This is a genomic window from Nocardia sp. NPDC005978 (genome assembly GCF_040614455.1).
In the GTDB taxonomy this organism is placed as follows: Bacteria; Actinomycetota; Actinomycetes; order Mycobacteriales; family Mycobacteriaceae; genus Nocardia.
On sequence record NZ_JBEXUS010000017.1, the window covers coordinates 52,840 to 79,675 of the forward strand.

Below are 26,836 nucleotides of genomic sequence, written 5' to 3' on the forward strand. Positions count from 1 at the left end.
ACTTGTGAACGACGTCCCGAACCGGGGATCCGGGGTCGCTACAGAAGAACGTCCGGCGCCGCAGGCGCCAGCGGAACCGCCGCCCGCGCCGCAGCGCCCGCCCGCCGAACTGCGGTCGGACGAGATGTGGCTGTTCCGCATGCTGCCGCTGCGGCTGGTGATTCCGGTCGCGCTGTTCGGCGTGCTCACCTCGCTCATCGCCGTCATGCTCGACGCCCCCTGGTGGGCAGCGGCCCTGGCCGGGGGGATCCCCGCCCTGATCTTCCTGTCCCCCTTCCGCGGCGTCCCGATCGGCCTGCGCCTGGGCCGCTGGGCGGGCTTCCGCTGGCGGCAGGCCACGCGCCGCGACGTCGAGGAGGGCACCCAGTTCGACGTGCCGCTGCCCGAGGGCGGCAGCTACGGATTGCGCTGGGACGGAACGCTGCTCACCACGATGCTGCGCATCGACAATCCGCCGGACACCCTGACGCTGCTGCGGCGCGGCTCGCTCAGCACCGACCAGGTGCTTCCGCTCGCCGAAATCGCCTCCTGCCTGCGGCAATACGATGTCGAGCTGGATTCGGTCGACGTGATCAGCAACGGCACCCGCACCGCGAGCACCGAGGCGGTGCTGTCCGGCTACGCGTCGAGCATCGCGCCGCTGGGCCACCTGTACGACGAGATCCTCGGCCCGCTACCGGCCATCGCGCACCGTACGGTGTGGCTGGTGCTGCGCCTGAACCCGCTCACCAACAACAAGGCGGTGCAGAATCGCGGCGGCGGCCCCGAGGGCGCGCTGCGCTCGGCGATCATCGGCACCCGCCGGGTCGCCAATCGCCTTGCCGCCCGCGGCATCACGGCCTCGGTGCTCACCACCGCCGAGATGACCCTGGCCAGTCGTGAACTCACCCGCGGCATTCCGCTGGAGGAGTTCATCGAGCACCCGGATTCGCTCGAGTACAACGGCATTCACCTGACCAGCTTCCAGATCGATCCCCAGCTGTTCAATCTAGACGGCCTGGCCAAGATCTGGGCGGTGCGCAGCCTGGCCACCACGGTGACCGTGCGCCTGCGCCCGACGGCCGACGCCGACGCGCGGTTCGAGGCCATCGAGGTGGACGCCCGCGTCCGCTACGACACCCAGCAGCCGGTCGAGGAGCCGCCGGTCCCGGGCCTGCTCGAACTCCCCCGCCGCCAGCTGTGGGCCCTGGCCGACATTCTTTCCTATGGCGCGCAGGAGATTCGGCCCAGCGGCTACCAGGGCCCGATCGAGGCGCTGTCCGAGATCGCGGTCCCGACCGCGGGCTGCGGCCAGCTCATCGGCGCGGACGCCACCGGCAGCGGCGTGGCCGTACCCCTGATCGGCAACGGCTCGCGCCGCATCGACATCATCTCCGACCTGCACTTGGCCCAGCAGGTCATCCTGCGCGCCATCGCCCTGGGCGCGGGCGCGGTGGTGCACACCGCCCGCCCCGGCGCGTGGCAGCACATGATCGCGAATGTCGGTGCGTCCCACGCGCTCTCGCTGGCGTCCTCGGTCACCCACAGCTCACGCCACAGCACGATGACCGCCCGCACCCCGAACCCGGCAGCGACCGTGATCGTCTTCGACGGCGTACCCGCCACCGCTCCCCCGGGCTCGGCGACCGTGGTGACTCTGCACCAGGGCGTGCCCCCGGGCTACCAGCCCGACGCGGACGTGACGATCATGCAGCACCGCAACGCACCCCACACGGTGACGGTGCACACCCCGGCGACCAAGACGACGGCGCAGTTGGTGACGACGCCGGCGGAGCAGCGCTATATCGGGGCGGCGCAACCGGCTCGCTACTGATCGCGGACGCCACGGCGGGCCGCCCGAAGATGGCTGTCCGGAGCTGATTCGGGGTTCACCGCCATCCCGAGTGCGCGGCCCGGCCGGACCGCCGGACCGAGGTTCGTCGGCCGAGGCAGAGCAACCTCACGCACCGGGTCGAGCTCCCGGTGCGGCCCGCCCGGACCGCGGAGCTATCGGACGCCGCGCCGCAGGGCCGGCACGAGTTTATCGAGCAGGATCTGTTCGGAGGCGTCGGTCCAGTGGCGGAAGGCCTCGACGGCGGCCGGGTCGTCCAGGACCACGACGGCCGCCTCGCGCAAGGTGATGCTCAGGGGCAGATTCGTTTGGCTGCCACCGCCTTTCGCGGCGGCATCGCTGCGAACGGCGAGGATGTATCCGGACCGGATGTCCGAGAGCTCGGCCGGGTTCTGGCTGTCGCGGGTCACCGGGCGCGGGGTGGGCTCGTCGCCGGTGCGCCGGCAGTTCAGGTTGTAGGTGAAGCCGAGGGCCTCGAGGAAGGCGGCCTGGGGGCTCGGTTCCAGGTGCAGATCCACATCGCCTTCCCGGCCGCCCTCTCCGATGATGTCCACCGCGGCGATGACCTTGCCCGCGAACGCCGGATTCTGCTGCCGCGCTTCGGCGGTGGTGTGCGGCGGGGCGGCCGCGGTCGTCGTGGATCCGGGCGGGACCGCGACGGGGTCGTCGCCGCGAATCGCCCACGCACCCGTTCCAGCCGCCGCGGCGAGGATTACCGCTCCCGCACCCGCTGCGATCCAACGGTTTCGGCGGCGATCCGGTTTGGCACCCTCGGATCGCGATGTCGCAGTGGCATTCCGCGGCGGCACACCGGAAGCCGACGGCACGGTGGCCGGATCCGGCTTTCCTGTCCGCGTGGTGCCCGCCGGGATCGTGTGGAAACCCCTGTCGGTCGAAGTCACGAGCGGCGAAACCCCCTGCACCATGGCAGCTTCCAAAGCCCGAGTGAATTCGTGGCAGCTGTGGAATCGTCCTTCGGGATGCTTCGCCATGGCGACCGCGAGCACCTCGTCCACCGCCGCCGGCAGTTCCGGCCGCAGCTCGGTGACCCGGGGCGGCGGCTCGAACAGGTGCGCCATCATGACCGGCCCGGGCTGGGTGCCCGGGAAGGGATTGCGTCCCGTCGCCAGCTTGAAGAACGCACACGCCAGGCCGTAGACGTCCGCGTGGTGGTCGAGCCGGTGCCCCTCGAGCTGTTCGGGTGAGGCGTAGGCGATGGTGGCGACGAACTTTCCGGTCCGGGTGATCTCGACCGCGTCCGCCGTGGACTTGGCGACTCCGAAATCGGTGAGCAGCACCCGCTCCGCGTCACCGTCGGTACTGGAGAGCAGGAAGTTCGCGGGTTTGACGTCCCGGTGCAGCAGCCCGCGCCGGTGCGCGTGATCCAGGCCCCGTCCGGCCTCGGTCACGATGCGCAGCGCCCGCGCGGGCGTCATCGACACCGGATCGTGTTCGAGCGCGGCGGCGGCGTCGGTGCCCTCGACGTACTGCATGGCGATCCACAGCTGCCCGTCGGTCTCACCGCGGGTGTGCACGGCCACCACGTTCGGATGATCCAGGGCAGCGGCGAGATCGGCTTCCCTCGTGAAACGGGAGCGATACTCCGGGTCGGCGGAGTACTCCGCGCCCAGCACCTTGATCGCGTCCCACCGCGGCAGGCTCGGATGGCGGGCAAGATACACCGTCCCCATGCCGCCCGCGCCGAGCACGCGATCGAGGCGGTATCCGCCCAGCACCGCTCCGGGTTGAATTGTCATGTCCGGCACCTACATCCACGCGCTCTTGGCGAGCAGCGCGTATTGGGCGGCTGCCTTCTGCTGCGCGTCCGGGAGCTGGGTGGCCTGGACGATGCCGACGTAGCGGTCGTATCGCACGTAGCAGTGGAACTCGTCCAGCGAGCGGATCGTGGGGTACCGCACGTAGCGATGGCAGAAGGTGTCGGGAACGCCGGTCGGGGCGTCGGCCGAGTCGGTGCGATTGCTCTTGAAGTCGTTCAGCAGCGCAGCGGCGGCGTCGCTGTCACGTGCCCGGATCAAAGTGGTGTCCTGCAACGAATTCAGTTCGGCCACCGCGTCTACCCCGGCGCTCTCCAGCACCCGGCGCGTCTGCTCCTGATCGTCGGTGGTGTGCAGGTAGGCGCGCGGGGTGTAGACGCCCTCCCGCCCGAAGTACGGCGTCACGTACTTGTCGGGGTGCAGAATTCGCCGCATCATGCCCTGCGGGTCGTAGTCCAAACGCAGGACGTCGCGCGAGGAGAGCGGGGGCAGCTGATCCAGCAGGGGGATCTGTGCGTCCAGCGTCTTCTGCGCCAGTGCGGTCAGGTCGCCGAGTTCGGCGGTGGGGCGCTTCACGAAGACGTTGATCAGGTAGTTCCCGTGGGCCGCCAGCGCGCCCAAGGTCGGAACACCGGGCCGCCAGTGCGATTTCGCGTCCGGATACCGGTCCAGGGTCACCGGAACGTTCTCCGCCGCGACGGCGAAGTCGGCGGCTTCCATCTCCACGACCGCGCGGGCCGCGGCGTTCCCGTCCGGAAACTGCAGCACGGTCAGATGCACGGAGATCGAATTCGGTTCCAGTGCCGCCGAATCGAGCGCGTTGACCTCGATCTGCTCGGCCGCGTCCCCGTTCTGCCGCGGCGTGGACGCCGCGGACATGGTGAACCCGAACAGCATTCCGTTGCGCTCGATGATCGGGACATCGGCTTTCAGCAGGAACTGCGCTCCCGCGTACACGTTGGTGATCGGACTCCCGTTGCGCCGGAACCGCAACTCCGGATCGATCTCGGTTCCGGTGGGGACGTATCCGGCCAGCCGGATGGCGGCCAGGTCCGCGGTCTTGTTGGGATAGTGCTCCCACACCATGCGGTAGTCGAGCGGGTCGGTGGGATAGGAACCGGCATCGATGGTGCGGACGTCGATCTCACCGGCCACCGGCGTGCCGGGCACCCCGGCACAGGCGGTCAGCAGCAGCGCTGACAGGAGCCCCGGAATCAGTCTCGACAGTGTTCTGCGCGCAGACATCAGGATCGCTCCCCTACTTGTTCCGGGCGAGCAGCGTGTACTGGGCCGAAATGCGTTGCTGGACATCGGGTAGTTGCAGTCCCCACGACATGGCCATGTACCGGCCGAAGCGCACGTAGCAGTAGAACGGGTAGGTGCTCTCCTCCGGCCCGCGGTATTTGGTGCATTTCGCGTTCGACAGCCCGGCGGGCGGGCTCACCGCCACCCGGAATTTCCCCGCGGATTCCTCGGCCAGCATCCCCTCGGCGGCTGCCGCGTCCCGCGTCCGATACAGCCAGGAGCCGTTGACGCTCACCCGGTCGACGCCGAACTCCTCCAGTCGCTTCCGCGCCTTGTCCGCGTCCTCGCTCAGGTGCACGAAGGCGGTCGGCTCGTAGACGCCGGGCAGCATTCGGAACTCGTCCCCTTCGGGTCGCGGCAATGAAATCCGCAGCAGTCCTTCGGGATCCAGCGGGACGGTGTCCAGTTGGTCCGGCGGCGTCGGCTCGAACGAGCGAACCCGCTCGGCGACCGCCGCCGTGCCGTTGTCGGCCAGCGTGGACAGCAGGTCCTGATCGGAGATCTTCAGCGTGCGGTTCTCCCGGCTGTCCGCCGTGGCCACGATGACGAACTTCCCCGTCGCGTACCAGGATGTGAGCACCTGCGCCTCAGGCTGCCACGAGACCACCGCCCGCGGATGCCGGGCCGAACTCAGCGCCACCACCTTGCTCGCCTCGGCCTGCCACCCGCGCGCGGCCAGCGCCGTTCCGGCTGCCGCGGCCTGCTGCTCGGATTCGAAGAGCAGCACCGAGACCGACAGCGCGAAGGAGATGCGCTCGTCGGACTCGGACCGCCCGCTGCTCGCGAACCCCGCGACGAAACCCGCTGCGTCCTGGGCGAATCCGTCCTTCTTCAGCCACGTGTACATGGGGCTCGGGTGGGTGACGTCGGGTTCCAGGAACGCGTGGATGTCCCCGCCCCGATTGAACCGCAACCGGGCATCCAGTTCCGACGGCACCGGAACCATCGCCCCGAGCCGCTCGGCCTCGAAGATCCGCGCGACGGACCGATGGTCTTTCGGCGCGTAGTCCTTCGGCTCGGTCCGGTATCCGCCCACGTCCAGCGCCCCGAGGTCGACCACCGGATCCGGCGGCCCCCCACCCGGATCCGACCCACACGCTGTGACGGTGACCACACCCGCGACCAACGCCGCGACCAGCCCACCCCGCAATGCCCTACGCACGAAATTCGCTCCCCCGCTGATCAACTCAACGGTTCTAGAGAATATCGACCGCGCCGGTTTCGGCAAGACGAGAGAAGTCGCCGGCCACCGTACGCTGGACGCGGGCCCGCGCCCACCCAGTAGACTCGCCCCACCGGTGGGACGTGCGACCGGGTAGGCGGTTCGGTGGGGGATACACACATGCGGTACAACGACGTCCGGCGCAGGTCGGCGGGGAGACGGCTGCGCGCGACGGTCGCGGCCGCACTGGCCGTGTCGGTGCTGGCGGTCACCGGCTGCGGCTCGGAATCCGATGCGGGCGAGCCGGTTCCGAACATCGACCTGAGCAAACTCGACACCGGCAGCTATGACACGAAGCCGCAGGTCCTGGCGGCCAAGGATCCGGCGAAGATGGCCAGGAACCTGGAGGCGCTGCGCCTGGGCGACGCCATGCCCCTGCCGCAGGACATCGACCCGGCGCTGACCTACGGCTCGACCGGCGGCGGGCCGTTCACGGGTGCGGACTCGTTCGACAGCGCTTCGATTTTCGGCTGGTTCGACAAGACCGAGTTCGACGCCAACGCCGCGGGCCTGGTAGCGGGCTTCTCCACCTCCGCACGATCCAACGAGGACACCGACATCGCGTTCGGAATCACGGCCGCCGTCATGGTCTTCGACAGCGACGACGCGGCCGCTGCGGCCGCTATCGCGCTCGGTCGCAAAGGTTTCAACGACAACAGCAAGGCTCAACCCGCTGTCCCCCAACGCTATTCGTCGGCACAGTTGACCTGGATCCCCGACTACCAGGTCCTGGCGTCCTGGTATGCCACCGGAAAGTACGTGATCAACACCCTGGTCCGCGACAACGTGAAAAACCAGCTGAAGATCTCCGACCAGGGATCCCTGGTGGCCCTCGCCGAGAGGGCCGTCACCGTGCTGTCGGACCGCCTGCGCACGTTCGAGCCGACGCCGCCCGACAAACTCGCCTCCCTCCCGATCGATCCTCAGGGCCTGATGCGCCTGACCCTCCTCCGCCCGAACGGCGACAAAACCGCCGCGGCCTTCGACGGCACGCTGACCACCCACGGCGCCCTGCACCGCTGGGTGGACGACACGAAAACCGCCGCGATCTTCGACCGTGCCGGCGCGGATTACGTCGGCTACGGCGCCGGCGAGCTGACCCGCACCCGAGACACGCAATCCGCCCGAACCTTCATCACCGACCTCTCCGCCAACAAGTTCCAGCAACGGATAGACCCGCCCCCGGGTCTCCCCACGGCCCTCTGCTTCAAGTATCGCGGCCCGGCCACCAATGAGTTCCCCTACAACTGCTACGTCTCACACGGCCGCTACGCGGCCCAGGTGTGGTCATACCACCTGCAAGACGCGTACCAGCGCGTCAGCGCGCAGTACGCGATCCTGGCGAACGACAGGTAGGGCAAACCAATGTGGAGTCACGCACATCGGCGGCGCGCCAAGGCCGTGGGCGCGCTCGTCCTAGCGGCGTCGCTAGCCGCCTGCGGCAGCGACATCGACGGCTTCCCCTCCCCCGGCGAGATCGATATCCGACAGCTGGACGTGGGTAACTACAACACTGATCCGGCAGAGTATCGAGGCAAGCCCCGTCACTCGGTCGCGGCCGGCGAGATGCTCGATTTCTCCCGTCTGGTCGATCATGTCGTCATCGGATCGGATGTCGACGAGAAGTTCGAGCACGCCCTGCTGTCCAGACTCCTTCACACACCCACATATACGACAACTGTGCTGACCGAGGCGGCGAAGCCCATTCTGGAAGCGACCGGAATGCTGTACGGCTTCTCGGCGGCCGCCAGCACCCATCCCTTGGTCGACACCACGTACTACGACAGCACCGGCAACTTCAAGCCGTTCGGCGGCGCGGACACGAATCCCGAAGCGACGTCGTTCAATATCACCGTCCTGGAATTCCCGGATGATGAGAGTGCCCGGACCGCGGCCGAGCAGATCGAGGCTGCCGACTTCGATGTCGCGCCCGACGTGAATGCCCGCGTGACCATCGACGGCCTGCCGACGGCCCGAGCGCACTGGCGGCCGGGCGTCCCATCCCTGGCCGCGACGGTGTCGCACGGAAGCCATCTGATCAACGTGTTCGTCCAACAGCCGACCGCGGACCTGCCGGAACTGAAGAGCCTCGCCGAGCGGGTCTTCGCGGCCCAGATCCCCCTGCTGGAGCGGATGCCGGTTCTGAGCCCCCGCGACTCACTGCTGCAGCCTCCCGATCCCCACGGCGTCGCCCGCCGGACGCTGAGCCTGAACGACGGCCTCGCGGTGGACGCCGACAGCAACGCGATCCGAACCCCCCGTGGCTGGCTGCATTTCGTGCCGGAGCAGCGGGTGTGGGAGCCCATGCTGGATTCCAGCGGCGTGGACTACATCGCGACGACCAAGAAGACCGCGATCCTGTTCCGGGCGCGTGACGCCACCGCCGCTCGCTCCCTCCACACGGCGATCGACGCCCTGTACCCCCAGCCGGCTGGGGCGCCGCCCAACTCTCGTGACATCACCTGCGCCGAGAACCCGAAGCCCAAACGCTCCGGGAACGTCTTGCAGACCTGGGACGCCAGCGACCGGTTCCTCTGCACCGTCAGCTACGACAGGTACGTGGCCCGGGTGGCCAGCGCCCAACTGACCGACGCCCAGCAACGTGCTGCCGCGCAGTACGCGCTGCTAGCCAAGAGCCAGTACATGTGAGGCGGCACGAGTGGTGGAGCCCGCAAGGTACGAATTCGTGGGCACAGAGTCCTTCATCTACGGCCGGGGCAGTGCGACACCGAGGCCTATCGCCGCGGTGCGCGTCATCGCCCACCGGCCCAGTACACTCTGCACACCGGCCGGAAGTTCGACCGGTGGAGGGTATTCGGGGGGAAGTTCGAAATGCTGCATGGCGTAAGTCTGTCGAGACCGAAGGCGCACCGACTACGCGCGATGGTGGCCACCGTCGCGGCGCTGACGGTGCTGGCGGCCTCCGGCTGCGGATCCGAATCTGCGGCCAGCGAGCCAGGCCCTGTACCCGTCGACCTCAGCAAGCTCGACACCGGGAACTACAACACCAAGCCCCAAGTGCTGGCGGCGAATGACGCGGGGGTAATGGCCCGTCAACTCGAGGCTCTACGACTCGCGGACGTGTTGCCGCTGCCGAAAGAGATCGACCCGGCACTTACCTTCTTCGCCGACGTCGGCGGCCCCTTCACCAGCGTTCGATCCTTCGATGACGAAGCGATTTTCGGTTGGCTGAACGCAACCGAGTTCGACGCGAACACCGCCGGACTTGTCGGCGGATTCCACACCTCGGCGCAAACGCATGCCGATCGGAGCATCGCCACGGCGCTGACCAACTCCGTCATGATTTTCGACAGCGAGAGTTCCGCTGCGGCAGCCGCGGGCGCGCTCGCACGCAGCGGCTTCAACAAGCCGGAAGGCTCTGAGCCTGCGGCGTCGTCGACGTTCCCGACCGCGCATATCACCTGGAAGCCAGAGTCCCAGGCGTTGGCTTCCTGGTATGCCGTCGGTCGATATGTCATCAACACCTTTGTCTACAACAGTGAGAACTCGCAGATCGACGTCTCCGACCAACCGTTGCTGCTCAATCTCGTAGACAAGGCGATCGCCGTCACTGTCGAGCGGTTGAAGAAGTTTCAGCCGACACCCCCGGACAAGCTATCCGAGCTCCCTTTCGATCCGACGGGCATGATGCGGATCACCCTCTTGCGCCCCAAGGGAGACAACCTCGCAGCCGCGTTCGAAGGCGTCTTGAGTGCGGCAGGCTCGCTTCACAGGTCTACCGAAGTCGACCAGGACAGAGCACTTCTCGACAGTGCCGGCGTCGACCTCATCAGCTACGGTGCCGTAAAGCTCTATCGCACACGCGATCCCGTAGCCGCGAACAAATTGGTTCAGGACATGTGGGCTGATCGATTCAGCCATCGAATCGACCCACCGCCGGGACTGCCGACCGCGGTGTGCACGCGATACAAGGGCCCGAACATCTTCACGATCCCGTTCAGCTGCTACATCGCGAATGGACGTTTCGTGGCTATGACCTGGTCGAAGCAGCAGCAAGACGCATACCAGCGGATATCCGCCCAGTACGCCATGCTCGCGAACGACAAGTAGGGATTGCCGGGTGAAGATGCTCAGCATTGTTGGATGTTCCGCGCGCAAGGCTCTCATCGCGCTGCCGATCGTGGCGACTACCGCGGTCGTGTTGACGGCCTGTGGCAGCGACATCACTGGTTCCGCCGCAGCCGGTGAGATCGATATCAGAAAACTGTCTGTGGGCAACTACTCGACAGATCCGCTCGATGTCCGAAGCACCTACTCCCGATCAGTGTGGGACGGTAAGGAACTCGCGATGGCGCGGCTCGGCGACGCCGTTGCCATCGGCGCGGACGTCGATCCGAGGTTCGCCTACGGTGTTGTCGCCGAAGCGCTGCCAACACCGCTACACACCACCGATGTCCTGGCCGCGGCAGTCAAGCCCATCATGGAATCCAACAACTTCATGTTCGGGTTCACCGCGTCGGCTAGCACCCACCCGCTAGTCGACACGGTCTTCTACGACCACTCGGGCAACTTCAAGCCGTTCGGCGGCGCCGATACCAATCCCGAGGCGACCTCGTTCAACGTGACGGTGCTGCAATTCCCGGATGAGAGCAGGGCACGCGCGGCTGGCGAGCAGATAGAAGCCGCCGACTTCGCGATCGCAGCGGATCAGAACACCCATATAACGCTCGACGGACGACCGGGGGCTCGAGCCCACTGGCGACCCGGCGTCGCATCCATGACAGCCACTCTCGTGGACGGGCAGTACGTCGTCAATGTCTTCGTTCAACAACCGAAGCCGGAGCTCGCCACCCTGAAGACACTTGCCGAGCAGGTGTTCACCGCGCAGCTGCCATTGCTCGCCCAATCGCCGCCGCTGAACGCACGCGATTCCCTGCGTCAGGACTACGACCCGGACGGCTTGCTGCGCCGAACCTTGCACAAGAGCGAGTTCGCCACTCCGGATGCCAATGATGAGGCTTCTCGTACCCCGCGCGGCTGGTTGCATTTCGTCGCGGATCAGCGGACGTGGAAGCAGTTGCTCGACAAGGCCGGCGTGGACCGAATCGCCACCACAACCGAAGGCGCACTGATGTTTCGTACTCGCGACGCGGACAGTGCCGCCGCCCTGTGGTCGGATATCAACGCATTGATGCCGAAGACCGTCGAGGCTCCGCCCAATACGCGCGACGTGGCGTGTGTCGAGAATCCGAAGCCGAAGTCCGGCGGTTTCTCCTCCGCCTGGGACGCGAAGGATCGCTTCCTCTGCACCATTCGCTACGACCGTTACGTCGCCCGGGTCGCCAGCTCGACTCTGAGCGATGTGCACCAGCGCGCGGCCGCTCAATACGCGTTGCTCGCCAAGAGCCAGTACCTGTGAGGAATCGAAAATGAGCATCGGTCCGGGTTCCCTTGTCGGCGGCTACCGCATCGAGCGCGTGATCGGGGCCGGCGGCATGGGCACGGTGTACTTGGCCAAGCATCCCGAGTTGCCGCGCAGGGATGCGATCAAGGTGCTCAGTGCCCAGTACAGCACCGACCCGGAATACCGCGCCCGCTTCGAACGCGAAGCCAATCTCGCTGCCGCGCTCGATCATCCGAATATCGTCTCGATCTACAACCGCGGCGAGGACTACGGCCAGCTGTGGATCGCCATGCAGTACGTCAACGGCATCGATGCTTCCGACGCCGCCAAGGCGGCGCCACAGTCCATGTCGCCGTGGCGGGTGCTGCATATAGTCACCGAAGTGGGCCGTGGACTCGACCACGCGCATCGCCGGGGAATGCTGCACCGGGATATCAAACCCGCGAACTTCCTGCTCTCGACCGGCGACGGCGGCGAAGAGCGTGTACTACTCACCGATTTCGGCGTCGCCAAGTCCACTGAAGACACCAATGAGCTGACGCAGGCCGGCAGTTTCGTCGCGACCATCGCCTACGCTTCACCCGAGCAGCTCAGCGGGCAGCGAGTAGATCATCGCGCGGATATCTACAGCCTGGCGTGCTCCTTCTTCCGCCTGGTTACCGGTCAGAACCCCTATCCCGGAACGCAACCGGCCATGGTGATGATGGGGCACCTGTACGAGCCGATCCCGCGCATCACGGACTTGGATTCGTCCCTGCCACCGGCAGTGGACGAGGTGCTCGCGGTGGCCATGGCGAAGAATCCGGCGGATCGTTTCGACACCTGCCACGAATTCACCAGCGCGCTCAAATCCGCACTCGAGTACGGGGTTTCCGGACTCGATCTGCAAACTCTTCCCGTCGGACGGACTCATTCATCTTCGGTACTGCCCGACCCTCGCACCAAAACCGGGACACAGCTTCCCGCAGCCGGTTCGCCGTCGACCTCTCCGTCGAAATCGAGCACGGGCAAACGTCCATGGCTGATCGGCGCGGCTGCCGCGACGGTGATAGCGGTGGCCGCGGGAATCGGCATCTGGGCGACACAGGGCGATTCCACGTCGCCACCCGCGCCCGCCCCCACCACGACCGTTGCCGCAGCTCCCAAGACCCTGCCGGACGCGAAAGGGCAGAATCCAGTCTTCGCGGGCAAGAGCATCGTCATCGTGGATGTCTCCGGCAAGAGTGGCTACAACGCCACAGTCGACATCCAGCTCAGCCCCGGACCACAGGCTCAGTTCCTGGAGGCCCTGGGTTTCGTCTACAACCCCAACTATCTGCGCCGTGGCGACGAACCCAACCCTCGTCCGATCGAGGGCGGTTCGACGGCACACTACAAGGCGATGGAGCAGGTGACTTCCGGCTATGTGCTGGCGGTCCGCAGCGACAGCGATGCGGGCGGTGGTGGTTTGGTGAATCTACCGAGCGGCATATCCTCCACCACGGCGTCGGTGCTGGTTCTGGATGATCCCGCCGCCGTTGCCGCGATGCGGCAGTGGTCGGACGGCTCCGAGCAGATGCTACTGGAGAAGCTCGTACCCATCCTTCGCAAGAACGTCAAATAGGCGGACACGTACAGCATTTGACGTTCCGACGACATTTGGCGGATGCGGTTCGACGTGAATGTGCACTCGTCAGATATGTCCCCTGGCTGCCACCTCGGTGGCAGTCAGGGGACATCGTTCACTTGGTCGGCAGCACGTCGTGCTGGACCAAAGCCTCGGATTTGGACAGCGTAGGCCCGGGAACCAGTTCGCCGATGATCGCCCAAGGAGCGAGCCGCGGCGATGTTCCGAGGCCGAGAATCTTGGCCGTCTCCAAATCATCTATGCCGTAGCGAATTCCGGTGTCCGTGACATAGAAGAGTGTGTCGCGGCGCTGACTACCGGGTTCCACCCCGGTGACACGGACGAACTCGCCCGAAGCAGGCGGCACGTAGACCGCGTCGATGCGGTCACCGGTGGTATCGGTGGAAGCCAGGGAAACGGGTGCGGCCTTGTCCGACAGCGGGAGTCTGGTTCCCACGAGCAGATTGACCGTGGCGCGGTCGGTCGGACCCTCGGCGGCGTCCGAAGCCGAACGGCCGTAGCCGCTTTCGCGCGCCCACGTGATGCAAGCAATCGGATTATCCTCGGCCGTAATGACCTTCGGTGCGGACGCCGGGAAATCCGCGACCGGAAGGGAACTCACCACCGGGACACTGGCGATCAGATCCGGTGTCACGGACTTGATCTCGCTCATGTTCTGGGAGTTCTCATTGCGAATGACCTGGGCGGCGAACGCCGAGATGCGCTGACGGCCTTCGGCGAGCACCACGTACAGTTCGGGCTCATCGGAGCCATCCATCCCGGTGACCTTGATGACTCCGCCGATCGGCACACCATTGAGCCGTCCCGGGCCGGGTTGGCCGGCCTGCGGGATCGAAGGCGCGGTCAGCGCGGGCACCGATACCGCCGCGTCCAGCAGACCGGTAGAAATCGGGCGGGCGCGCACACCACTCAGGTTCAGCGCGTCCTTCATGACGGCATTCTGCGGATCCACCTCGGCCTTCTTGCCGTCGTAGATCAGAAAGGTCTTGTTTTCCTTGGTAGCCAGAATCGCCGTGCCGGAATCGGCCTGCTTGATGCGGTCACCGAGTTGCAGTTCTCCCGCGATGGCGGTCGTCGTGGACCCCGTGGTCGAGGCCGAGCCGCCGGTGGCCGAGAGCTGAACCGTGTCGCACAGCGTCCAGCGCGAACGCCCGCCCTGATCCGATCCCGGGAGCGCACCCGGTGCACCCGGAATGCCGAGTATGGGACCACGCGCCACGGAGTCGAGTTTGCTGTCCTTCACCGACTTCGGCGAATCGGCCGATTCGGCGATGAGCCGCGCGGACGCCAAATTCAAGGCGGGGTGCAGGGTCATCTTGGTCTTGTCGTTCTTGTCCCGCACCACGACGTATAGCGCGCCGCTGTCCTTGCCCATGACGATATTGGCGTCGCCGATGGAGCCCTGCGGCTTGATGAATGCCAGAATCGCGCAACCCGCGACAACCAGGAGAGCCAAAATCGCTCCCGAGATCAACGAACGGGACTGGGCGCGCATGGGATCGTGCAACATGCGCACGTCGCGACGCACGAGCGCGTGATCCAATCGGCGCAGCAGAAAGCGGTACCCATTGACCTGGGCACGAGTGGTCAATTGGGCTGGCACAGATCCTCCGTGGGGACAAGAACTACTCGCACGACAATATCCAGGCGATCAGCGGCGAACAGCGCACCCCTCCGCCGGAGAGGTGCGCTGTTGAGCACTGCGCGGTCGGAACTCAGAACGCGCCGAAACCGTCGCCGATCTTCTGGTCGGCGCCCAGAGCACGCCCCAGGGCGTCCTCCACCAGCTGAGCAATCTTGTTCAGCGTGTGCAGCGAGCCTTCCGAACCGTCGCCGCCGTCGTACTCGGTACGCCAGCTCTGGTAGGCGGCCTGGAAACCGCCGAGGGCGTTCGCGGACCACGCGCCCTCGATGCGGGTCTTGGCTTCGGCCATATCGGTACCGGCGGACACCAGGAGACCGAAGTTCTCCCGGAGCTCGCTCACCAGCTGGCCGATAATCGCAGGGTCATACAGCATTTCGTCGGACATGGTCTTTCCTACCTCCAGTGAAGATTTGTCGAGAGTCGAGCGGTGGGTCAGAGGCTGGTGTACTGCTTGAAGCCGCCCTCGTTCTCGGCATCGGTGCTCCGGAACTGAGCGACACCGGTGCCCACCTGCTGCTCGATGGCGTCAAGCTTGGTGTTGAGCCGGACAGCTTCCTGGTCCCAGGCATCGGCGGCGGCGTTGAACGACACCGCGGCCGCACCCTTGAAGCCCGGACGGGCGGAGTCCACCGAAGTGGTGGTCTTGCTGATGACCGAACGCACGGTCGCGATCACATCGGCCATGTGGTTCTTGGCCGCTTCCGCCTGGTCGTGATTGGAAACTACCGCATTCGAGTCGCTCGAGTTCAGGCTGCCGCCGCTCATGATGTACCTATCCTTTTCGTACTTGTTCGGACGAGCGATGCGACTTCACATCACCCTTTCGGAGTGGATCAGGTGCCCCCCGCTGTGTACGGTTCACGGCAGCCACCTCCGCCCGGGCAAGGATTCGATCAGCGTTGTAATCGCCTGTGCGATGCGATGATCGGTGCCCGGAGTCAACGTGGACCAGAGTTGCTGATCCGGGGCGACCCCGAGAGCGGATGCGATGCGACCGCGTGCGGTGTCGTACACCACCGCTGCTCCCGGAGATCGTTCGGTGACGCCGTCGGTGTAGGCATAGGCCACCACCTCGGCGTGGGCATGACACGAACCGAGCGCGAGACCGTAAGCGGTAGCGTCGGTTTCGTTCATGCCCAGGGCATAGAAGACATTGGTGTAGTCCGCCGCAGCGGCGGCAGCGTCGAAACGCTCGGCCAGCTCGGCGGCGGTGGCGCTGAAGTTCACGACCTCGGCGGGCGGGCAGGAGCCCAATAGCTCGAGAATCGGGCGCGCCAGAGACGATCCGGAGCCATCGGTCCAGAGCGGTTGAATGGTGAACCGATCATCCCGCCGCACCGCGACCGCGTGCGCCTCCCCGCGGCGGGCGACGCACAGCCGCACCAGCCCGTCCGGGGTCACGATCCGAGCCGCCAGTTCCCGATCCGGCTGCGCCAGGACGAACAGGGACTCGGCCGCGTCGGCGGTCACGTCACCGTGTGCGTCCACCAGGCGGGCCGCGCGGATCTCGGCGCGGGCGCGTTCCTGCGCCGCATTCCATTCCGCGTGGGTGGTCTGCTGCGGGCCGACCGCGAGGACCAGGGGCAGGGTCTGGACGCCCAACTCTGCGGCCAGCGCCATCACGCCGTCGTTGCTCAGGGTGATCATGTGGCGGACTCCGTTCGCGTCGCCGCCGGACCCGGGGCCGTGTTCTCCGCGCCGGTACTGCCTGCGGAGAACGCGATGTCGGGCGAGCGCTGCGCGTTCGGGTCCACGCCGCCGAGGACCGACGGCGCGACCTGCATGCCGGAGGCGAGGCCGAGTTCGGCATCGCTGGCTTGCGGGCCCGCCAAACCTTCGCGAGTCGTGTGCTCCTCGTCCTGACCGTTCTGGGCGCCGGCCATGGGAGCCATGGGCATCGAGGAGCCCATCGACTGCACCGTAACCGGTTGCACCACCGTCTGTTTCGTCGTGGAGTTGGTGGTGGTCGCGGTGCGGGCCGCCAGGTTCACCGGCACCAGGGGCATCGAGCCGAGGCTCAGGCTCGGGATGCCGCCGGGGAAGCCGGGTGCGGCGGCGGGCGCTTCGGGAGCGGGCTCGGCCGGTGGGGCGGCCGTGGTGTTCATGCCCTCGGTGATGGGCGGGGGCGTCTGGTGTTCCCACGGGGTCGCCAGGGACTCCGTTGCCGCCTCGTACGTGCGCATCACCCGTGCCGCAACGGCTTTCGCCGCGTCGGCATCGCCGTCCACGGTGGCGAGCTTGGCGAGCATCGGCGCGCCCAGGGCGGTGCCGACCTTCTCCAGCATCTCCTGCAGCTGGCGCAGCTTCTCCACGTCACCGGCGTCCGGCATCGCCAGGCGGGCTATTTCGTATGCGGCGGCGTGTGTTTCGGCCTGGACCGCGTTCCCGGCCGCCGAAGCGGCCGAGTGCGCGAGCCACTCCCGCAGCGCGCGAATGCGTTCGATGAACGCGGTGCTGTTCTTCGACTCCCACGCGCTGCTCAGCACGCCGAGGATGCGGTCGTAATCGAGTGCCGCCGCACCGAGGTTCGCGCTCAACCTGGCCCAGGCGAGACCGGCTTCGGCGGCGGGCACGGCGCCCGCCCCCGTCACCAGATCCCGGGCCAGTTCCTCGGGGGGTTTGGATTCCCAAACTTCCCCCGTGAAACCGGGTTTCGTCGGCTCGAGCATCGGCGGCAGTCCCGATCAGACCGCGAAGCCGAGGGAGTTCTGCTCTTCGACCTGTCCGAACTGCACCGACTGGGCCCGCAGGGCCGCGGCGAGCTGCCGCACCTCGGTGACGCCCGCGCCGGTGGAGACGCCGAACGAGTCCGCGACCGCGGTCAGCGTCTGCGCGGCGCGCACCGAGACCTGGTCCGCTCCGGCCGAGACGAAGCCGAGCTTGGACTGCTCCTCGCCCAGGCTGCTCTCGATGCGATCGGCGAGCGCGTCCAGCTGCGCGGCGGCGGACAGCGCCGTCGTCGCGTCGAACCGCACACCTTCGAATGCATTGGTGGTCATGTCAATTCTCCTGTTCCCCCGGATATTTCAGAGTGTGAGAGCTTTGTCCGGCGATTCCTCGACCACCTCTACGGCGCCGACGACCGGAATGGATACGCCTTCGATCTGTCCGACGACCTCGTCGCCGTGCGCACCGGTGACGAGGTTGGAGCGGTCCGCGCCCGATCCGGATTCACCGGCGTCGCCGGCCCGGCCGGCACCGGCGCCCATGCCGCCCATCATGGGCGAGGTGCCCGCCCGGGTGGTCTGCGGCACCGCGCTGGCGGTACTCGTGCGCGGCTGACCCGACAGCGGACTGGATTCACCGGTCGGCACGCGCGCGGCGACGTTGTTCAGCGGTGAGGTGCTGGTCGGCACCCCGCCGAGTCCGAGGCCGCCGCCACCGCCTCCGCCACCACCGTCTCCGGCGCCGCCGTCTTCGCCGGTGACCTTCTCCTCGGTCGTCTTCTCTTCGGTGGTGGTCGTGGTCGTCTTGGGATCGGTCGTGGTGGTCTTGGTGTCGGTCGTGGTCGAGGTCAGGCCGCTGAGGATCTCCTGGCCGGTCGAGCTGATCTCACTGACCACCTCGGAGCCGGCCGAGACGACCTCGCCGCCCTTCTCGATCACCTTCTCGCCGACGGTCTTGGCGATGTTCGCGTAGGGCTCCATGGCGGAGATGACGTTGTTCGCCAGGGTTGCGGCATCGGCGAGCGTGAGGGCACCGGTGATCGGGACCTTGATCCCGGCGACGGCGATCTCGGCGGTCTTCACCGCGAGTTCGACCCTGGTCTTCGCCACGATGGCCGTGCCTTCGGAAATCGCCTCCGTCGCAAGAGCAATGAGCGTCGGTAGCCCGGCCGGGGTCCAGATGAAGGCTCCGGCAGCGGTCGCCGAGGCGATGAAACGCGAAATGAGGGCGGTGAGTTCAGCGTATCCCTGGGCAACGACCCGCTGGGCGTCGAGCAGAATGGTCCGCTGCTCATTGCCCTGGTTCACAACCTTGGGATAGTCGGCCTGCAACATTCTGCTTCTGTTCTCCGCCGCATCGGCCGCCTGACCGAGCATGGTGGTGGAGAGCTGCTGCATCGCGGATTGACTGTTCGAAGAAGCCGAGGTGAGCGCGCTGGTGACCGCGCTGAAGATCGAGGTCGGATCGAATCCGTCACCGAGACTGCCGGAACCGAAGGACGACAGCAGCGAGGTCACCGGTTCGATGAGCGTGCTGAGGTCGATGGTCGGCAGCGTCGGCATCTCCAGCCCCGACAGGTCGGGCAGCGTGATCTCGGGGAGCGCCGGCAGCTGCGGTAGTCCGATGTTGCTGAGCACATCGGCTACCGGTTGGTCCATCAGGGGACCAACCGGGCTGCTGTACAGCACATCCGCGACCGTGGGGCTGACGGCAGCCCCGGACGCCGCTCCGACTTCCTCGCTCACAGGGTCGAGAGGAAGCTCGCCGCCGAGGTCAGTTCATTGCCCTCGAAAAGACCGACAGCGGAATAGGCCGTGACGGCGGTGCTGCCGTGCACCGCGGCGATCTCGGCGGCCGAGGACAGGTAGCTCGCCTGCGCGCCCGCGAAGGCGAGCAGGAAATCCTGTCCGATGAGGCCGAAGACGGGCACCGCCGCGGCCAGCGCGCTGATCGAGTCGGCGGCTGCGGCCCCCGCGACCTGCGTGGCACTGGCGGCTTCTCGGGTGCCGTACTCCGCGATCTTGACGAAATCAGCCTTTACGGTTCCAGCCATCGGTGGTCCCTCCCAGTACATCGATCTTGAGTAACAGTACAAGTATGAAAATGGTTGTGCCAGTGAGTAAAGCGCTAACACTGATACACGGTTGAGTGAACGGACCGGATCAGCCGGCCATCTCCTCGTTGAACCGATTCACAACATCGGCCCTGCGCTGGAAGGCATTTCGAGCGGCGGCGGCCGCCGTGCTCACCACGGCCTGTTCGAACTCGGCGGGCGTCATTCGGGACACGGCACTGCTGAAGTGCAAATCACGCAGTGCGCCATTGCCGTCCACCTCGGCCATCACGGCGCCGTCCTCGGAGGTCTCCCGCCCCCGAACGGCCTTCATCTGATCGGCCAAATCCTGAAACCGATACAGCTGCCGACGAACCCGATCCTCGAGTTCATCCATTGATCCGACCATCGAGCCCCCCTCTCACACAGTCCGAAGCCAGCTCTGCGGTTCCGTATCGTAGTCCTGCTCCTCGACAATCTCCTGTCGAGCGAGATCAGCCTCGGTGGGCAACCCCGTGGCAGCGAGCGCGGCGGGACTCATACCCGCTGCCTCCAGCTTCTTACGAGTGGCCAATCCGGCTTCGTCGGCGGCCCGCCGACAAATTCGCAGCATCTCCGCCGCCAAATGCGCCGGATCCCGATGCAACTCGGCCGGATCGATCTTCACCGCGAGCGGAATCCCCTGTTCGGTAATCCGCATCCGTATGCCACCGTTGCGCGAGATCGCGTTGACCGCAGGCCACTCCCCAGCGCCCGATGTCACCGCCTCCGCCTCGGTCATGCAGACACTCCCTCCCCAGAACTACCTTGCGTAGAAGTACCATACGGCACGAGCGGGGAGCAATCTTGTTTCCGCCCCCGAGGGACCCATGTGAGCAGCGCCGCACCCGCTTGTCGGCGTCATCCGGCCTCTCCACGGCCGTCGCGCCGGTCCCGGAGCCGCCGCAGATGCCGCAGCATCGGGCAGTCGTTCTCCTCGCATTCGGCGCCGTGCTCCAGCAGTCGCCGCTCGATGTCGCGATCGGAGAACCGGGTGTAGGGCGCGGGCTCACCGTGATAGACGGCCGGCCGATCGGTCCGCGGGATATAGGCGAATGGATTGGTCATACCCACCCCCGATGCTGGCCCCGGTGCACCCAGCCCGCCCCGCGCTGCGGGCCGACGGGGATGACGAGGTACTCGCCGGTGGTCAGCGCGATCCGTAGTAGCCGGGAGTTTCGTGACTCCTGGCGGAAACCCCAAGCGGCCCAGACGATGACGGCAACACACATGGCGTTGATCGCGAGCAGTGCCCATGCATCCCAGCTCATTTCCTTCACTCCCCTAAGACGGTCGAGTGAGAACCGCTGTGCAGCAGCATGATTTCTGCTGCCCGGCGGGTCTCTCGGTAGTCGCAAGTTTCCTACCGGATCTCAACTCACGCGGGGAATGCGCAAACTATTCTGGAAGTGCGCTGAGCACAAGTGCGCCAACAACACTCCCCGGATAGCAAGGCTAACGAAATGGCCGGTTTGACGGTATCTCGGATGGACTTCGGCAATTACATGCAGGGAATTCGAAAACGTGCGCCGCAGACGGCCTTACTCCGAGCAGCAGCGCATCTCGAAGTGACCCGATTTGTCTTGATGCGGATGGAAGACGGCTGCGCAACCAGACTGACCACGCCGCAGCTCGAGAGCTTGCTCGACCACTACCACGTGACCCCTGCGGAACGCACTGAAGCACTGCGCCTCTGGTCCGAAATACGACAGCAGGACAAATTCGCAAAGGCGCAGGGCAACTCGAAGGGATTCTGGCGCGCATACTCCGACCAGATCGCCCCCAACTTTCCCAAGTTCTTGCGACTGGAGGGCACAGCGAGTGCGATAGTTTCACATCAGCTCACGATCGTTCCAGGCATGCTGCAAACACCCGAATATCGTCGGTCAATCATCAGGCTGACCATCCCCGACCTGCCGGAAGCGGACATGGTCAGACGACTCGAGCTAACCGCACGCCGGCAGGATCGTCTGGAAGAGAGCGACTTCCACCTCGACGTAATCCTTTCCGAAGCGGTTCTGCGCCACCGGCCTGCAAGCCAAGCCGTCATGGCGGCCCAGCTCCACAGCCTCATCGACGCGAGTGAGCGCGACAACGTCAACGTGCAGGTTGTTCCGTTCGCGTGCGGACCGCACCCCGGCCTGACGATGCGCTCGTTCACGATGCTTCGATTTCCGAAGGGCACCAGCGGATTAACGCTTCCACCGGTCGTATATGCAGAGGGTGCCATCGGCAGCACCTTCCACGAACACAGCGAGGAGGTCGACCAGTATCGACAGGCCGTCGAGGGATTGCGAGCTGTAGCCTTGAGCGACGAGCACACCAGGGATTTGGTGCTCAGCATCGCGAAGGAGTACGCGGCATGAGTCAGCCGACGCGAGGGTCCTGGTACAGGTCGAGCAGGTCCGAGGGCGCGAACCAATGCGTCGAGGTTTGCCACGAAGCAGGCCGCACCGGCGTCCGCGACTCCAAACACGCTGGCGGCCCGGAACTCTGGTTCACCGGGGAGCAGTGGGATCGATTTCTACACAGCGAAATCTGGCACCGGTAACACGGGCGAACTGGGCCCCCGCGGAGTTTCGAGCCTTCGCCGCCCGCCGCTGGTGGGCTCAGTCGCCCGATCACCAGGTGGATTTCGCCGCCACGGTCGAATCCAGAATGACCGGTGTCACTTCTCGCCGGCGCTCCGGCTGAGCGAAACGACCAGGCTGTCCGCCGCCGCACTCACCTCGGGCTTGTTCTCCTTCCAGGGCACGCTGTAGCTCACCGGCGTATCAGGCTTCACACCTTGCAGTTTGGACCCGCAGGTGGTGAAGCAAGGCTGGCGTTCGCTGTACATCGCGGTGATCTGGCTCGGGTTGAATCCCTTGGCGCTGAGCTGGCCCAGAAGATCGGATTCGGATGCGGCGGTTGCGTTTCCGCTCTCACTGCCACCGCTGCCGACCACGAGGTCACCGGTCTGCGGGTCGTTCCAGCCCGGCACCAGCGCGACGAGGATGTTGCCGTTGGGCGCGGTGCCCTCGTTCTGCCGCTCGCGATTCGCGGCCTGGCTCAGCTTGTCGCCACCGTAGGGAACCAGCTGGTAGGTGCAGTTCGGGCCGCAACTGACCGCGCTGTTCGCCTTGTCACCCTGCCCGCGTACCTGGTTGACCAGCACGTCGACCTCGGCCTGGATCATCGGGACGACCTGGAAGTCGACCGAACCCTTGTAGTTGATGACGTACTCGACAGAGACGCTTCGCCCCTGTGCCCGCGACTGCGCGTCGGCCTCGGCCTGCTTGCGCGCCCGGATGGCCGCGACCAGCGGCGCGATGGAGCCGTCGGTGCAGGTCAGGGTTGCGCCGCCGTTGATCGGAATCTTCTGCGCGGCCGTGCAGCCGGCGCTGGGCGTGCCGTCGACCGTGATCGAGGCGATCATCAGGGCGTCGACGCCGCCACTGAACCGGGCCTTGTCACTGTTGGAGGTGGTCGTGGTCGTCGCCGTCGACGAGACAACGCAACTGTCGTTGGTGCACTTCATATCCCCGGAGGATTTGAAGTCGAACTGCACGCTGAGGTCGACGCTGTTGTTCAGCTGCCCCGCCAGGCGAGCCAGGGCCAAGTAGGTCTGCTGACGTTTGTCGGGCGTCATCGCGCCGAATACCAGCGGGGTTGCCAACGGGTCGAACCGGGGTACCATCTCGCCCGATTCGTACGACTCCGTCGTCTGAGGTTGGTAGTCATCGCTGGGAGTGAAGCGCAGTACGCGGTGCGGTTCGATGGACGAGACGGCCAGCGTCCCCCTTGGCGTCACGACTTCGTACGCTTCGTCGGCGTCGACCTGTTTCGTGGGCTCCCCCACCCGGGGGAAGTCACGAACCTGGTCGAGTTCGGCGAGCAATGCGCCTCCCACCTCGTCCGGCTTCAAGCCCACAGGCACTCCGCCGAGAAACGCGTCCGTCCCCGTGATCCACTTGCCGTACAGGGAGTCGACCGACTTGCCACGTGGAAGGTTGGCCGCCAGCAACTCTCTCGGGGGCTTCGCATAGCTCGCCGCGCCGGTCTGGAGGACGTCGGTGTAGTCGATGTTCGCGACCTTCTGCCCCACCGACCAGCCGTCCGAGGTGATATCGAGGTTCCAGTTGATACCGTCGGTCTTGGCGCTCCTGACCGATGCCACAGGTTGTGTCATCAAGTCCAGGACAGCCGCGTAGAACGGAGCCGAGTTCGGTTCGGCGATCGGCGTTCCCGGGACGGTGGCGCCACAACCGGTGGCGATGGAGACGGTGAACGCCGCCGCGGCCACCCCGAACCTGCTCGCACGCGACCGCTCACCCATACCCGCGAGACGATTTCGGTTCATCGCACACCCCCAGACAATCGCGAACTCTCGGCGTGGACGCTATCGGCAGGTGCCCGGCCGGGCAAACGGGACACGCATCAGCTGCGTGCGCCCTCGCGCTCATCCTTGATGTTTCGGATCACATCCGCGATCCGACTGTTCAGCACCGAGACGAATCTGCTCGAGTCCACGGCGAGGGCGCGAGCCGGCTCCTCGGTGACGGCGTAGCGCCCATCGTTTTCGAGATCGTGGAACACGACCCGATGTCGGACGAGACCCCGAGGACCGTAGATCGAAGCCCCCTGCACGATATGTATCTCACCGGAGGTCGTCGACGGGACCGCCATGAATGCGGCGGCTCTGGCAGCAACCGAGTCGGTCTGCACGGCAACCGCGGAACGACCGAACTCATGGTCCAGTTCGCCTTCCACGTCTGCGAGTTCGTGATCACCACGCCGGCCGCGTTCCGCATCCGGCATCGCGTCGACGATGGCGTCCGACAGGCGGAGTGGGTCGCACTCGGCAACGGTGTATCCGCCCCTGCGCCAGAAAGTCGCACCTGGAAGCTGCGTGATCACATAACCTTTGGGCCCTTTGCGCACCGCGCGAACACAGACCAGCGAGTCCACGCCCCATCTGTCATCCTCACTCGACCCGTAGGCGAACAGGTAGAGGTCCGGGTTGGTCATGGCGTCTACAAAGGTCGAGAAATCACCGGTGGCCTTCTGACTCAAGCTTTCTCGCGCTTCACGCAGCTCGATCTCGAAATCCGCGGGGGTTCTGGTCGACGATGTGAATATGAACGGTGCCGGAGGTTCCTCGCCCGCACGATCCAGGCACAGAACATAGAACTCGGCTTCGGTGAAACGCCATCTCACCGTCATCGCTCGGCCACCGGGGTCACAGCGACCGGCACGTCACCGAGTGCTTCATCGAGATTCTCGGCCCCCTTGAGGTACTCGGGCCGCTTATGCTCCTTGCCCTGTCCTTGCGCGCCCGCACCGGCCCCGCCCATGGGGGTGCCGCCCATACCCATGCCGGTTCCGGTACCCGATGTTGTTGCCGCTGCGGTTGCCAGACCCGCCCGCGATGTCGACGATGTGGTCGTTTCGGCTTCCGTTGCGACCGCCGCTCTCGGAGTAACTTTGGAAACTGTTGTGTCCTTGGTCGTGACCGGGGAACCGCCCGGCGATCCTCCGCCGCCGCCCGCGCCGCCCCCGCCCGTCGTTTTGGCTGGATCGGTTGCCCCGGGCACCGTCGGCACAACAGTGTCCTTGGGGACTTCCTCCGTGCTGACCTCGGTTGTCAGGCCATCGAGCAGATTTTGCAGCGCCGTTGCCCCCTCCGACGCGATAGTGGACAACGAAGTCAACCCCTCGCTCGCCAGGGATTGCAAAGCTGTCAGCCCTTCGCTGGCGATAGTCTGCAGAGAAGTGAGCGCCTCCGACGCAGTTGTAGCCGCGGTCTCCAGGGCCTTCTGCTTCGTCGCTTCCTCGGCCTGCTTGGCTGTCGCCGCTGCCTGCGCCGCCGCGGCCTCCGCCGCCAGCCGAGCCGCTTCATCGGCGGCCCGCTGCTGCTCCTCGGTCGTGGTCGTGCCCGGGCTGCCACCTGGGCTCCCCGGCGATGAGCCACCTGGACTTTGTGAGCCAGGCGCGCCACCCTGGGGCTGAGTCTGCGGTTGGGGCTGCGGTTGAGGCTGCACCGCAACAGGTTTCGGAACGGTGTTCTGCGGATCCGGCATAATCGGAATCGCCCCACTGGCGTTTTCCACACCGACCTCGTACCACTGCTTCCAAGCCTCCCGAAGCTTCTCCATAGCCTCCCGGATCTGATCTTGCTGAACTTTCCGATTCTGCGGAAAGAAGTAGAGATCGATAGGTTTGTTCGGCAGGAAGTTCTGTAGCCGCTTGACCCAACCCTGGGTATACGCGTAGTTCGTACTCAGCACTTCGAGCGACTTGGCCAGGCTGTCCAGCGTGGTGGTGTACTTCGTGACGGCTTCCTTCGCCTTCAGCGCCGCCGGGGAGGCCCAAATCTTCTCGATCTCGGTTGTGCTGCCCTGGTATCCGCCCTTCAGGTATTTATCGGCGGCTGCCTTGAAATCGCGAGCCCCGGCCTCCAAGTAGGCCCTCGCTTTGTTGACCTCCTGGGCGTACTTCTCCAGGTCGTCAATAACCTTCGAGTCCTTGATGTACACCCAATGGTTGTAAAAGTCGTCCCACTCGTACTGAGCGGCACGGTCGGGCACGATGAGGACGGTGTCCAGGGCAACTTGACGGGCAAGGCCCGCGAGATCGGTGGACTCGGTGGTATCGGAGAGTTTGTTCCCGAAATCCTCTTTACGCGTTCCACCGGACCACTTGTATGTAGCGTTGGTGCCCTCATTCCAGCTCAAGCTCGATTGCTTCCACCCGGGGAGTTCTATCTCTGCGACCTGGACCGACGGATTCCGTCCGGCTCCCCCACTGCGAAATCCCGTGAACGCAGCCGAGATTTGCTGATCGCTCAGGCCGCCGGTGCCGGAGAACGCGGCCGCGGAGGCATTGTCGCTGGCAAGATAGACTCTGCCTGCGGAGACGAACGTTTCGCCCATATCGGTGAGGATCGTCTGATGGTGCGGCAGCACCGTCTCGACCAGCTTCTTCGCGGCAGCGTTGAACTTGTCCGCCAACTGTGCGCCCGACGTCCGCTGATTGAGTGGCTTGAGATGGGTCGTCGACTGCACCGCTTGCAGCGCCACGTCCACATGGTTCAGCATCGCAGCGGCCTGCTGCGCGAGGGTCGTTGCCGCCTCCGGGTTGAACAGCACGCTCTCGGACGACGTCAAACCACCGTTGCGGCCGTCGGTCTTGAGATCGGTGAAGGCGTTCTCAGAGCCAGTCAACGGGGACTCCCCTCCCTAGTCGATACGTTCGCAGCGTAGCCGCCGGCACGGTGGATGTCCCATTTGCGGCGCTCTGATCGAGAGGTCGGACGAACCGAACCA

General features: G+C 65.9%; 26 protein-coding genes. 8 read left to right on the top strand and 18 right to left on the bottom strand.

What is annotated here, in order from left to right:
* Positions 1-4: 4 nt before the first annotated feature.
* Positions 5-1,813: a type VII secretion protein EccE gene (gene eccE, locus ABZ319_RS10510; protein ID WP_354986082.1), complete on the top strand. Its 1,809-nt coding sequence runs from the start codon at positions 5-7 to the stop codon at positions 1,811-1,813.
* Between the two features lie 173 nt (positions 1,814-1,986).
* On the opposite strand, the gene ABZ319_RS10515 is transcribed toward eccE, so the two are convergent.
* From ABZ319_RS10515 to ABZ319_RS10525, 3 genes are read right to left on the bottom strand one after another with little or no spacing between them, the layout of a single operon-like run.
* Positions 1,987-3,588: a serine/threonine-protein kinase gene (locus ABZ319_RS10515; RefSeq protein ID WP_354986083.1), complete on the bottom strand. Its 1,602-nt coding sequence runs from the start codon at positions 3,586-3,588 to the stop codon at positions 1,987-1,989.
* A gap of 9 nt (positions 3,589-3,597) precedes the next feature.
* Positions 3,598-4,851, bottom strand: coding sequence for a hypothetical protein (locus tag ABZ319_RS10520; protein ID WP_354986084.1), 1,254 nt, complete (start codon positions 4,849-4,851; stop codon positions 3,598-3,600).
* Between the two features lie 13 nt (positions 4,852-4,864).
* Positions 4,865-6,073: a hypothetical protein gene (locus ABZ319_RS10525; protein ID WP_354986085.1), complete on the bottom strand. Its 1,209-nt coding sequence runs from the start codon at positions 6,071-6,073 to the stop codon at positions 4,865-4,867.
* A 180-nt stretch (positions 6,074-6,253) separates the two neighbouring features.
* Between ABZ319_RS10525 and ABZ319_RS10530 the strand changes: the two genes are divergently transcribed.
* From ABZ319_RS10530 to ABZ319_RS10550, 5 genes are all read left to right on the top strand, one after another.
* Positions 6,254-7,489: a hypothetical protein gene (locus ABZ319_RS10530; protein ID WP_354986086.1), complete on the top strand. Its 1,236-nt coding sequence runs from the start codon at positions 6,254-6,256 to the stop codon at positions 7,487-7,489.
* Between the two features lie 45 nt (positions 7,490-7,534).
* A complete protein-coding gene (locus ABZ319_RS10535) occupies positions 7,535-8,782 on the top strand; it encodes a hypothetical protein (protein WP_354986087.1) in 1,248 nt (415 codons plus the stop codon).
* Between the two features lie 234 nt (positions 8,783-9,016).
* On the top strand, positions 9,017-10,204 hold the full coding sequence (locus tag ABZ319_RS10540; protein ID WP_354986088.1) for a hypothetical protein: 1,188 nt from the start codon (positions 9,017-9,019) through the stop codon (positions 10,202-10,204).
* Positions 10,205-10,214: 10 nt separating this feature from the next.
* Positions 10,215-11,513: a hypothetical protein gene (locus tag ABZ319_RS10545; protein WP_354986089.1), complete on the top strand. Its 1,299-nt coding sequence runs from the start codon at positions 10,215-10,217 to the stop codon at positions 11,511-11,513.
* Between the two features lie 10 nt (positions 11,514-11,523).
* A complete protein-coding gene (locus ABZ319_RS10550) occupies positions 11,524-13,101 on the top strand; it encodes a serine/threonine-protein kinase (protein ID WP_354986090.1) in 1,578 nt (525 codons plus the stop codon).
* A gap of 118 nt (positions 13,102-13,219) precedes the next feature.
* Here ABZ319_RS10550 and eccB read toward each other — a convergent pair whose 3' ends face one another.
* The 12 genes from eccB to ABZ319_RS10610 all read right to left on the bottom strand — a co-directional run bounded on the left by eccB (position 13,220) and on the right by ABZ319_RS10610 (position 20,800).
* Entirely contained in the window at positions 13,220-14,716 is a 1,497-nt protein-coding gene (eccB, locus tag ABZ319_RS10555; RefSeq protein ID WP_354986091.1) for a type VII secretion protein EccB, read from the bottom strand.
* 124 nt (positions 14,717-14,840) lie between these two features.
* Positions 14,841-15,155, bottom strand: a complete 315-nt coding sequence (locus ABZ319_RS10560) for a hypothetical protein (RefSeq protein ID WP_354986092.1) — start codon at positions 15,153-15,155, stop codon at positions 14,841-14,843.
* Between the two features lie 47 nt (positions 15,156-15,202).
* The gene (locus ABZ319_RS10565) at positions 15,203-15,535 is read right to left on the bottom strand and encodes a WXG100 family type VII secretion target (protein WP_354986093.1); all 333 of its coding nucleotides are present in this window, start codon (positions 15,533-15,535) and stop codon (positions 15,203-15,205) included.
* Between the two features lie 93 nt (positions 15,536-15,628).
* Positions 15,629-16,417, bottom strand: a complete 789-nt coding sequence (locus tag ABZ319_RS10570; protein ID WP_354986094.1) for an ESX secretion-associated protein EspG — start codon at positions 16,415-16,417, stop codon at positions 15,629-15,631.
* Complete coding sequence (locus ABZ319_RS10575; protein WP_354986095.1) at positions 16,414-17,439, bottom strand: PPE domain-containing protein; 1,026 nt, start codon at positions 17,437-17,439, stop codon at positions 16,414-16,416. Before ABZ319_RS10575 ends, ABZ319_RS10570 begins: the two co-directional genes overlap by 4 nt.
* A gap of 15 nt (positions 17,440-17,454) precedes the next feature.
* Positions 17,455-17,769 (bottom strand): PE family protein, encoded by a 315-nt coding sequence (locus ABZ319_RS10580; protein ID WP_354986096.1) that lies wholly within the window; start codon positions 17,767-17,769, stop codon positions 17,455-17,457.
* Positions 17,770-17,796: 27 nt separating this feature from the next.
* Positions 17,797-19,182 (bottom strand): hypothetical protein, encoded by a 1,386-nt coding sequence (locus ABZ319_RS10585; RefSeq protein ID WP_354986097.1) that lies wholly within the window; start codon positions 19,180-19,182, stop codon positions 17,797-17,799.
* The gene (locus ABZ319_RS10590) at positions 19,179-19,490 is read right to left on the bottom strand and encodes a hypothetical protein (RefSeq protein ID WP_354986098.1); all 312 of its coding nucleotides are present in this window, start codon (positions 19,488-19,490) and stop codon (positions 19,179-19,181) included. The genes ABZ319_RS10585 and ABZ319_RS10590 overlap by 4 nt, the downstream gene beginning before the upstream one ends.
* 109 nt (positions 19,491-19,599) lie before the next feature.
* Positions 19,600-19,899: a YbaB/EbfC family nucleoid-associated protein gene (locus tag ABZ319_RS10595; RefSeq protein ID WP_354986099.1), complete on the bottom strand. Its 300-nt coding sequence runs from the start codon at positions 19,897-19,899 to the stop codon at positions 19,600-19,602.
* Between the two features lie 12 nt (positions 19,900-19,911).
* Entirely contained in the window at positions 19,912-20,271 is a 360-nt protein-coding gene (locus tag ABZ319_RS10600; RefSeq protein ID WP_354986100.1) for a hypothetical protein, read from the bottom strand.
* 119 nt (positions 20,272-20,390) lie between these two features.
* Positions 20,391-20,597, bottom strand: a complete 207-nt coding sequence (locus ABZ319_RS10605; protein WP_354986101.1) for a hypothetical protein — start codon at positions 20,595-20,597, stop codon at positions 20,391-20,393.
* Positions 20,594-20,800: a hypothetical protein gene (locus ABZ319_RS10610; RefSeq protein ID WP_354986102.1), complete on the bottom strand. Its 207-nt coding sequence runs from the start codon at positions 20,798-20,800 to the stop codon at positions 20,594-20,596. Before ABZ319_RS10610 ends, ABZ319_RS10605 begins: the two co-directional genes overlap by 4 nt.
* A gap of 216 nt (positions 20,801-21,016) precedes the next feature.
* Between ABZ319_RS10610 and ABZ319_RS10615 the strand changes: the two genes are divergently transcribed.
* Both ABZ319_RS10615 and ABZ319_RS10620 read left to right on the top strand, forming a co-directional pair.
* Complete coding sequence (locus tag ABZ319_RS10615; protein WP_354986103.1) at positions 21,017-21,895, top strand: DUF5753 domain-containing protein; 879 nt, start codon at positions 21,017-21,019, stop codon at positions 21,893-21,895.
* Positions 21,892-22,080: a DUF397 domain-containing protein gene (locus ABZ319_RS10620; RefSeq protein ID WP_354986104.1), complete on the top strand. Its 189-nt coding sequence runs from the start codon at positions 21,892-21,894 to the stop codon at positions 22,078-22,080. The genes ABZ319_RS10615 and ABZ319_RS10620 overlap by 4 nt, the downstream gene beginning before the upstream one ends.
* A 117-nt stretch (positions 22,081-22,197) precedes the next feature.
* Here the strand turns inward: ABZ319_RS10620 and ABZ319_RS10625 are convergent, their stop codons facing one another.
* The 3 genes from ABZ319_RS10625 to ABZ319_RS10635 form a co-directional block, all read right to left on the bottom strand.
* Positions 22,198-23,847 carry a nucleic acid/nucleotide deaminase domain-containing protein gene (locus tag ABZ319_RS10625; RefSeq protein ID WP_354986105.1) on the bottom strand — a complete coding sequence of 550 codons (1,650 nt, stop codon included), beginning with the start codon at positions 23,845-23,847 and terminating at the stop codon, positions 22,198-22,200.
* Between the two features lie 101 nt (positions 23,848-23,948).
* Positions 23,949-24,734, bottom strand: a complete 786-nt coding sequence (locus ABZ319_RS10630; protein ID WP_354986106.1) for an ESX secretion-associated protein EspG — start codon at positions 24,732-24,734, stop codon at positions 23,949-23,951.
* Entirely contained in the window at positions 24,731-26,734 is a 2,004-nt protein-coding gene (locus tag ABZ319_RS10635; protein WP_354986107.1) for a hypothetical protein, read from the bottom strand. Before ABZ319_RS10635 ends, ABZ319_RS10630 begins: the two co-directional genes overlap by 4 nt.
* Between the last annotated feature and the right edge of the window lie 102 nt (positions 26,735-26,836).

Coding starts and splice junctions, on each gene's coding strand:
- ABZ319_RS10605 (WP_354986101.1), bottom strand. CDS start 20,597: ATGACCAATCCATTCGCCTATATCCCGCGGACCGATCGGCCGGCCGTC.
- ABZ319_RS10625 (WP_354986105.1), bottom strand. CDS start 23,847: ATGGGTGAGCGGTCGCGTGCGAGCAGGTTCGGGGTGGCCGCGGCGGCG.
- ABZ319_RS10575 (WP_354986095.1), bottom strand. CDS start 17,439: ATGCTCGAGCCGACGAAACCCGGTTTCACGGGGGAAGTTTGGGAATCC.
- ABZ319_RS10560 (WP_354986092.1), bottom strand. CDS start 15,155: ATGTCCGACGAAATGCTGTATGACCCTGCGATTATCGGCCAGCTGGTG.
- ABZ319_RS10540 (WP_354986088.1), top strand. CDS start 9,017: ATGGTGGCCACCGTCGCGGCGCTGACGGTGCTGGCGGCCTCCGGCTGC.
- ABZ319_RS10530 (WP_354986086.1), top strand. CDS start 6,254: ATGCGGTACAACGACGTCCGGCGCAGGTCGGCGGGGAGACGGCTGCGC.
- ABZ319_RS10550 (WP_354986090.1), top strand. CDS start 11,524: ATGAGCATCGGTCCGGGTTCCCTTGTCGGCGGCTACCGCATCGAGCGC.
- ABZ319_RS10630 (WP_354986106.1), bottom strand. CDS start 24,734: ATGACGGTGAGATGGCGTTTCACCGAAGCCGAGTTCTATGTTCTGTGC.
- ABZ319_RS10615 (WP_354986103.1), top strand. CDS start 21,017: ATGGACTTCGGCAATTACATGCAGGGAATTCGAAAACGTGCGCCGCAG.
- ABZ319_RS10620 (WP_354986104.1), top strand. CDS start 21,892: ATGAGTCAGCCGACGCGAGGGTCCTGGTACAGGTCGAGCAGGTCCGAG.
- ABZ319_RS10515 (WP_354986083.1), bottom strand. CDS start 3,588: ATGACAATTCAACCCGGAGCGGTGCTGGGCGGATACCGCCTCGATCGC.
- ABZ319_RS10610 (WP_354986102.1), bottom strand. CDS start 20,800: ATGAGCTGGGATGCATGGGCACTGCTCGCGATCAACGCCATGTGTGTT.
- ABZ319_RS10570 (WP_354986094.1), bottom strand. CDS start 16,417: ATGATCACCCTGAGCAACGACGGCGTGATGGCGCTGGCCGCAGAGTTG.
- ABZ319_RS10580 (WP_354986096.1), bottom strand. CDS start 17,769: ATGACCACCAATGCATTCGAAGGTGTGCGGTTCGACGCGACGACGGCG.
- ABZ319_RS10520 (WP_354986084.1), bottom strand. CDS start 4,851: ATGTCTGCGCGCAGAACACTGTCGAGACTGATTCCGGGGCTCCTGTCA.
- ABZ319_RS10565 (WP_354986093.1), bottom strand. CDS start 15,535: ATGAGCGGCGGCAGCCTGAACTCGAGCGACTCGAATGCGGTAGTTTCC.
- ABZ319_RS10600 (WP_354986100.1), bottom strand. CDS start 20,271: ATGACCGAGGCGGAGGCGGTGACATCGGGCGCTGGGGAGTGGCCTGCG.
- ABZ319_RS10590 (WP_354986098.1), bottom strand. CDS start 19,490: ATGGCTGGAACCGTAAAGGCTGATTTCGTCAAGATCGCGGAGTACGGC.
- ABZ319_RS10595 (WP_354986099.1), bottom strand. CDS start 19,899: ATGGTCGGATCAATGGATGAACTCGAGGATCGGGTTCGTCGGCAGCTG.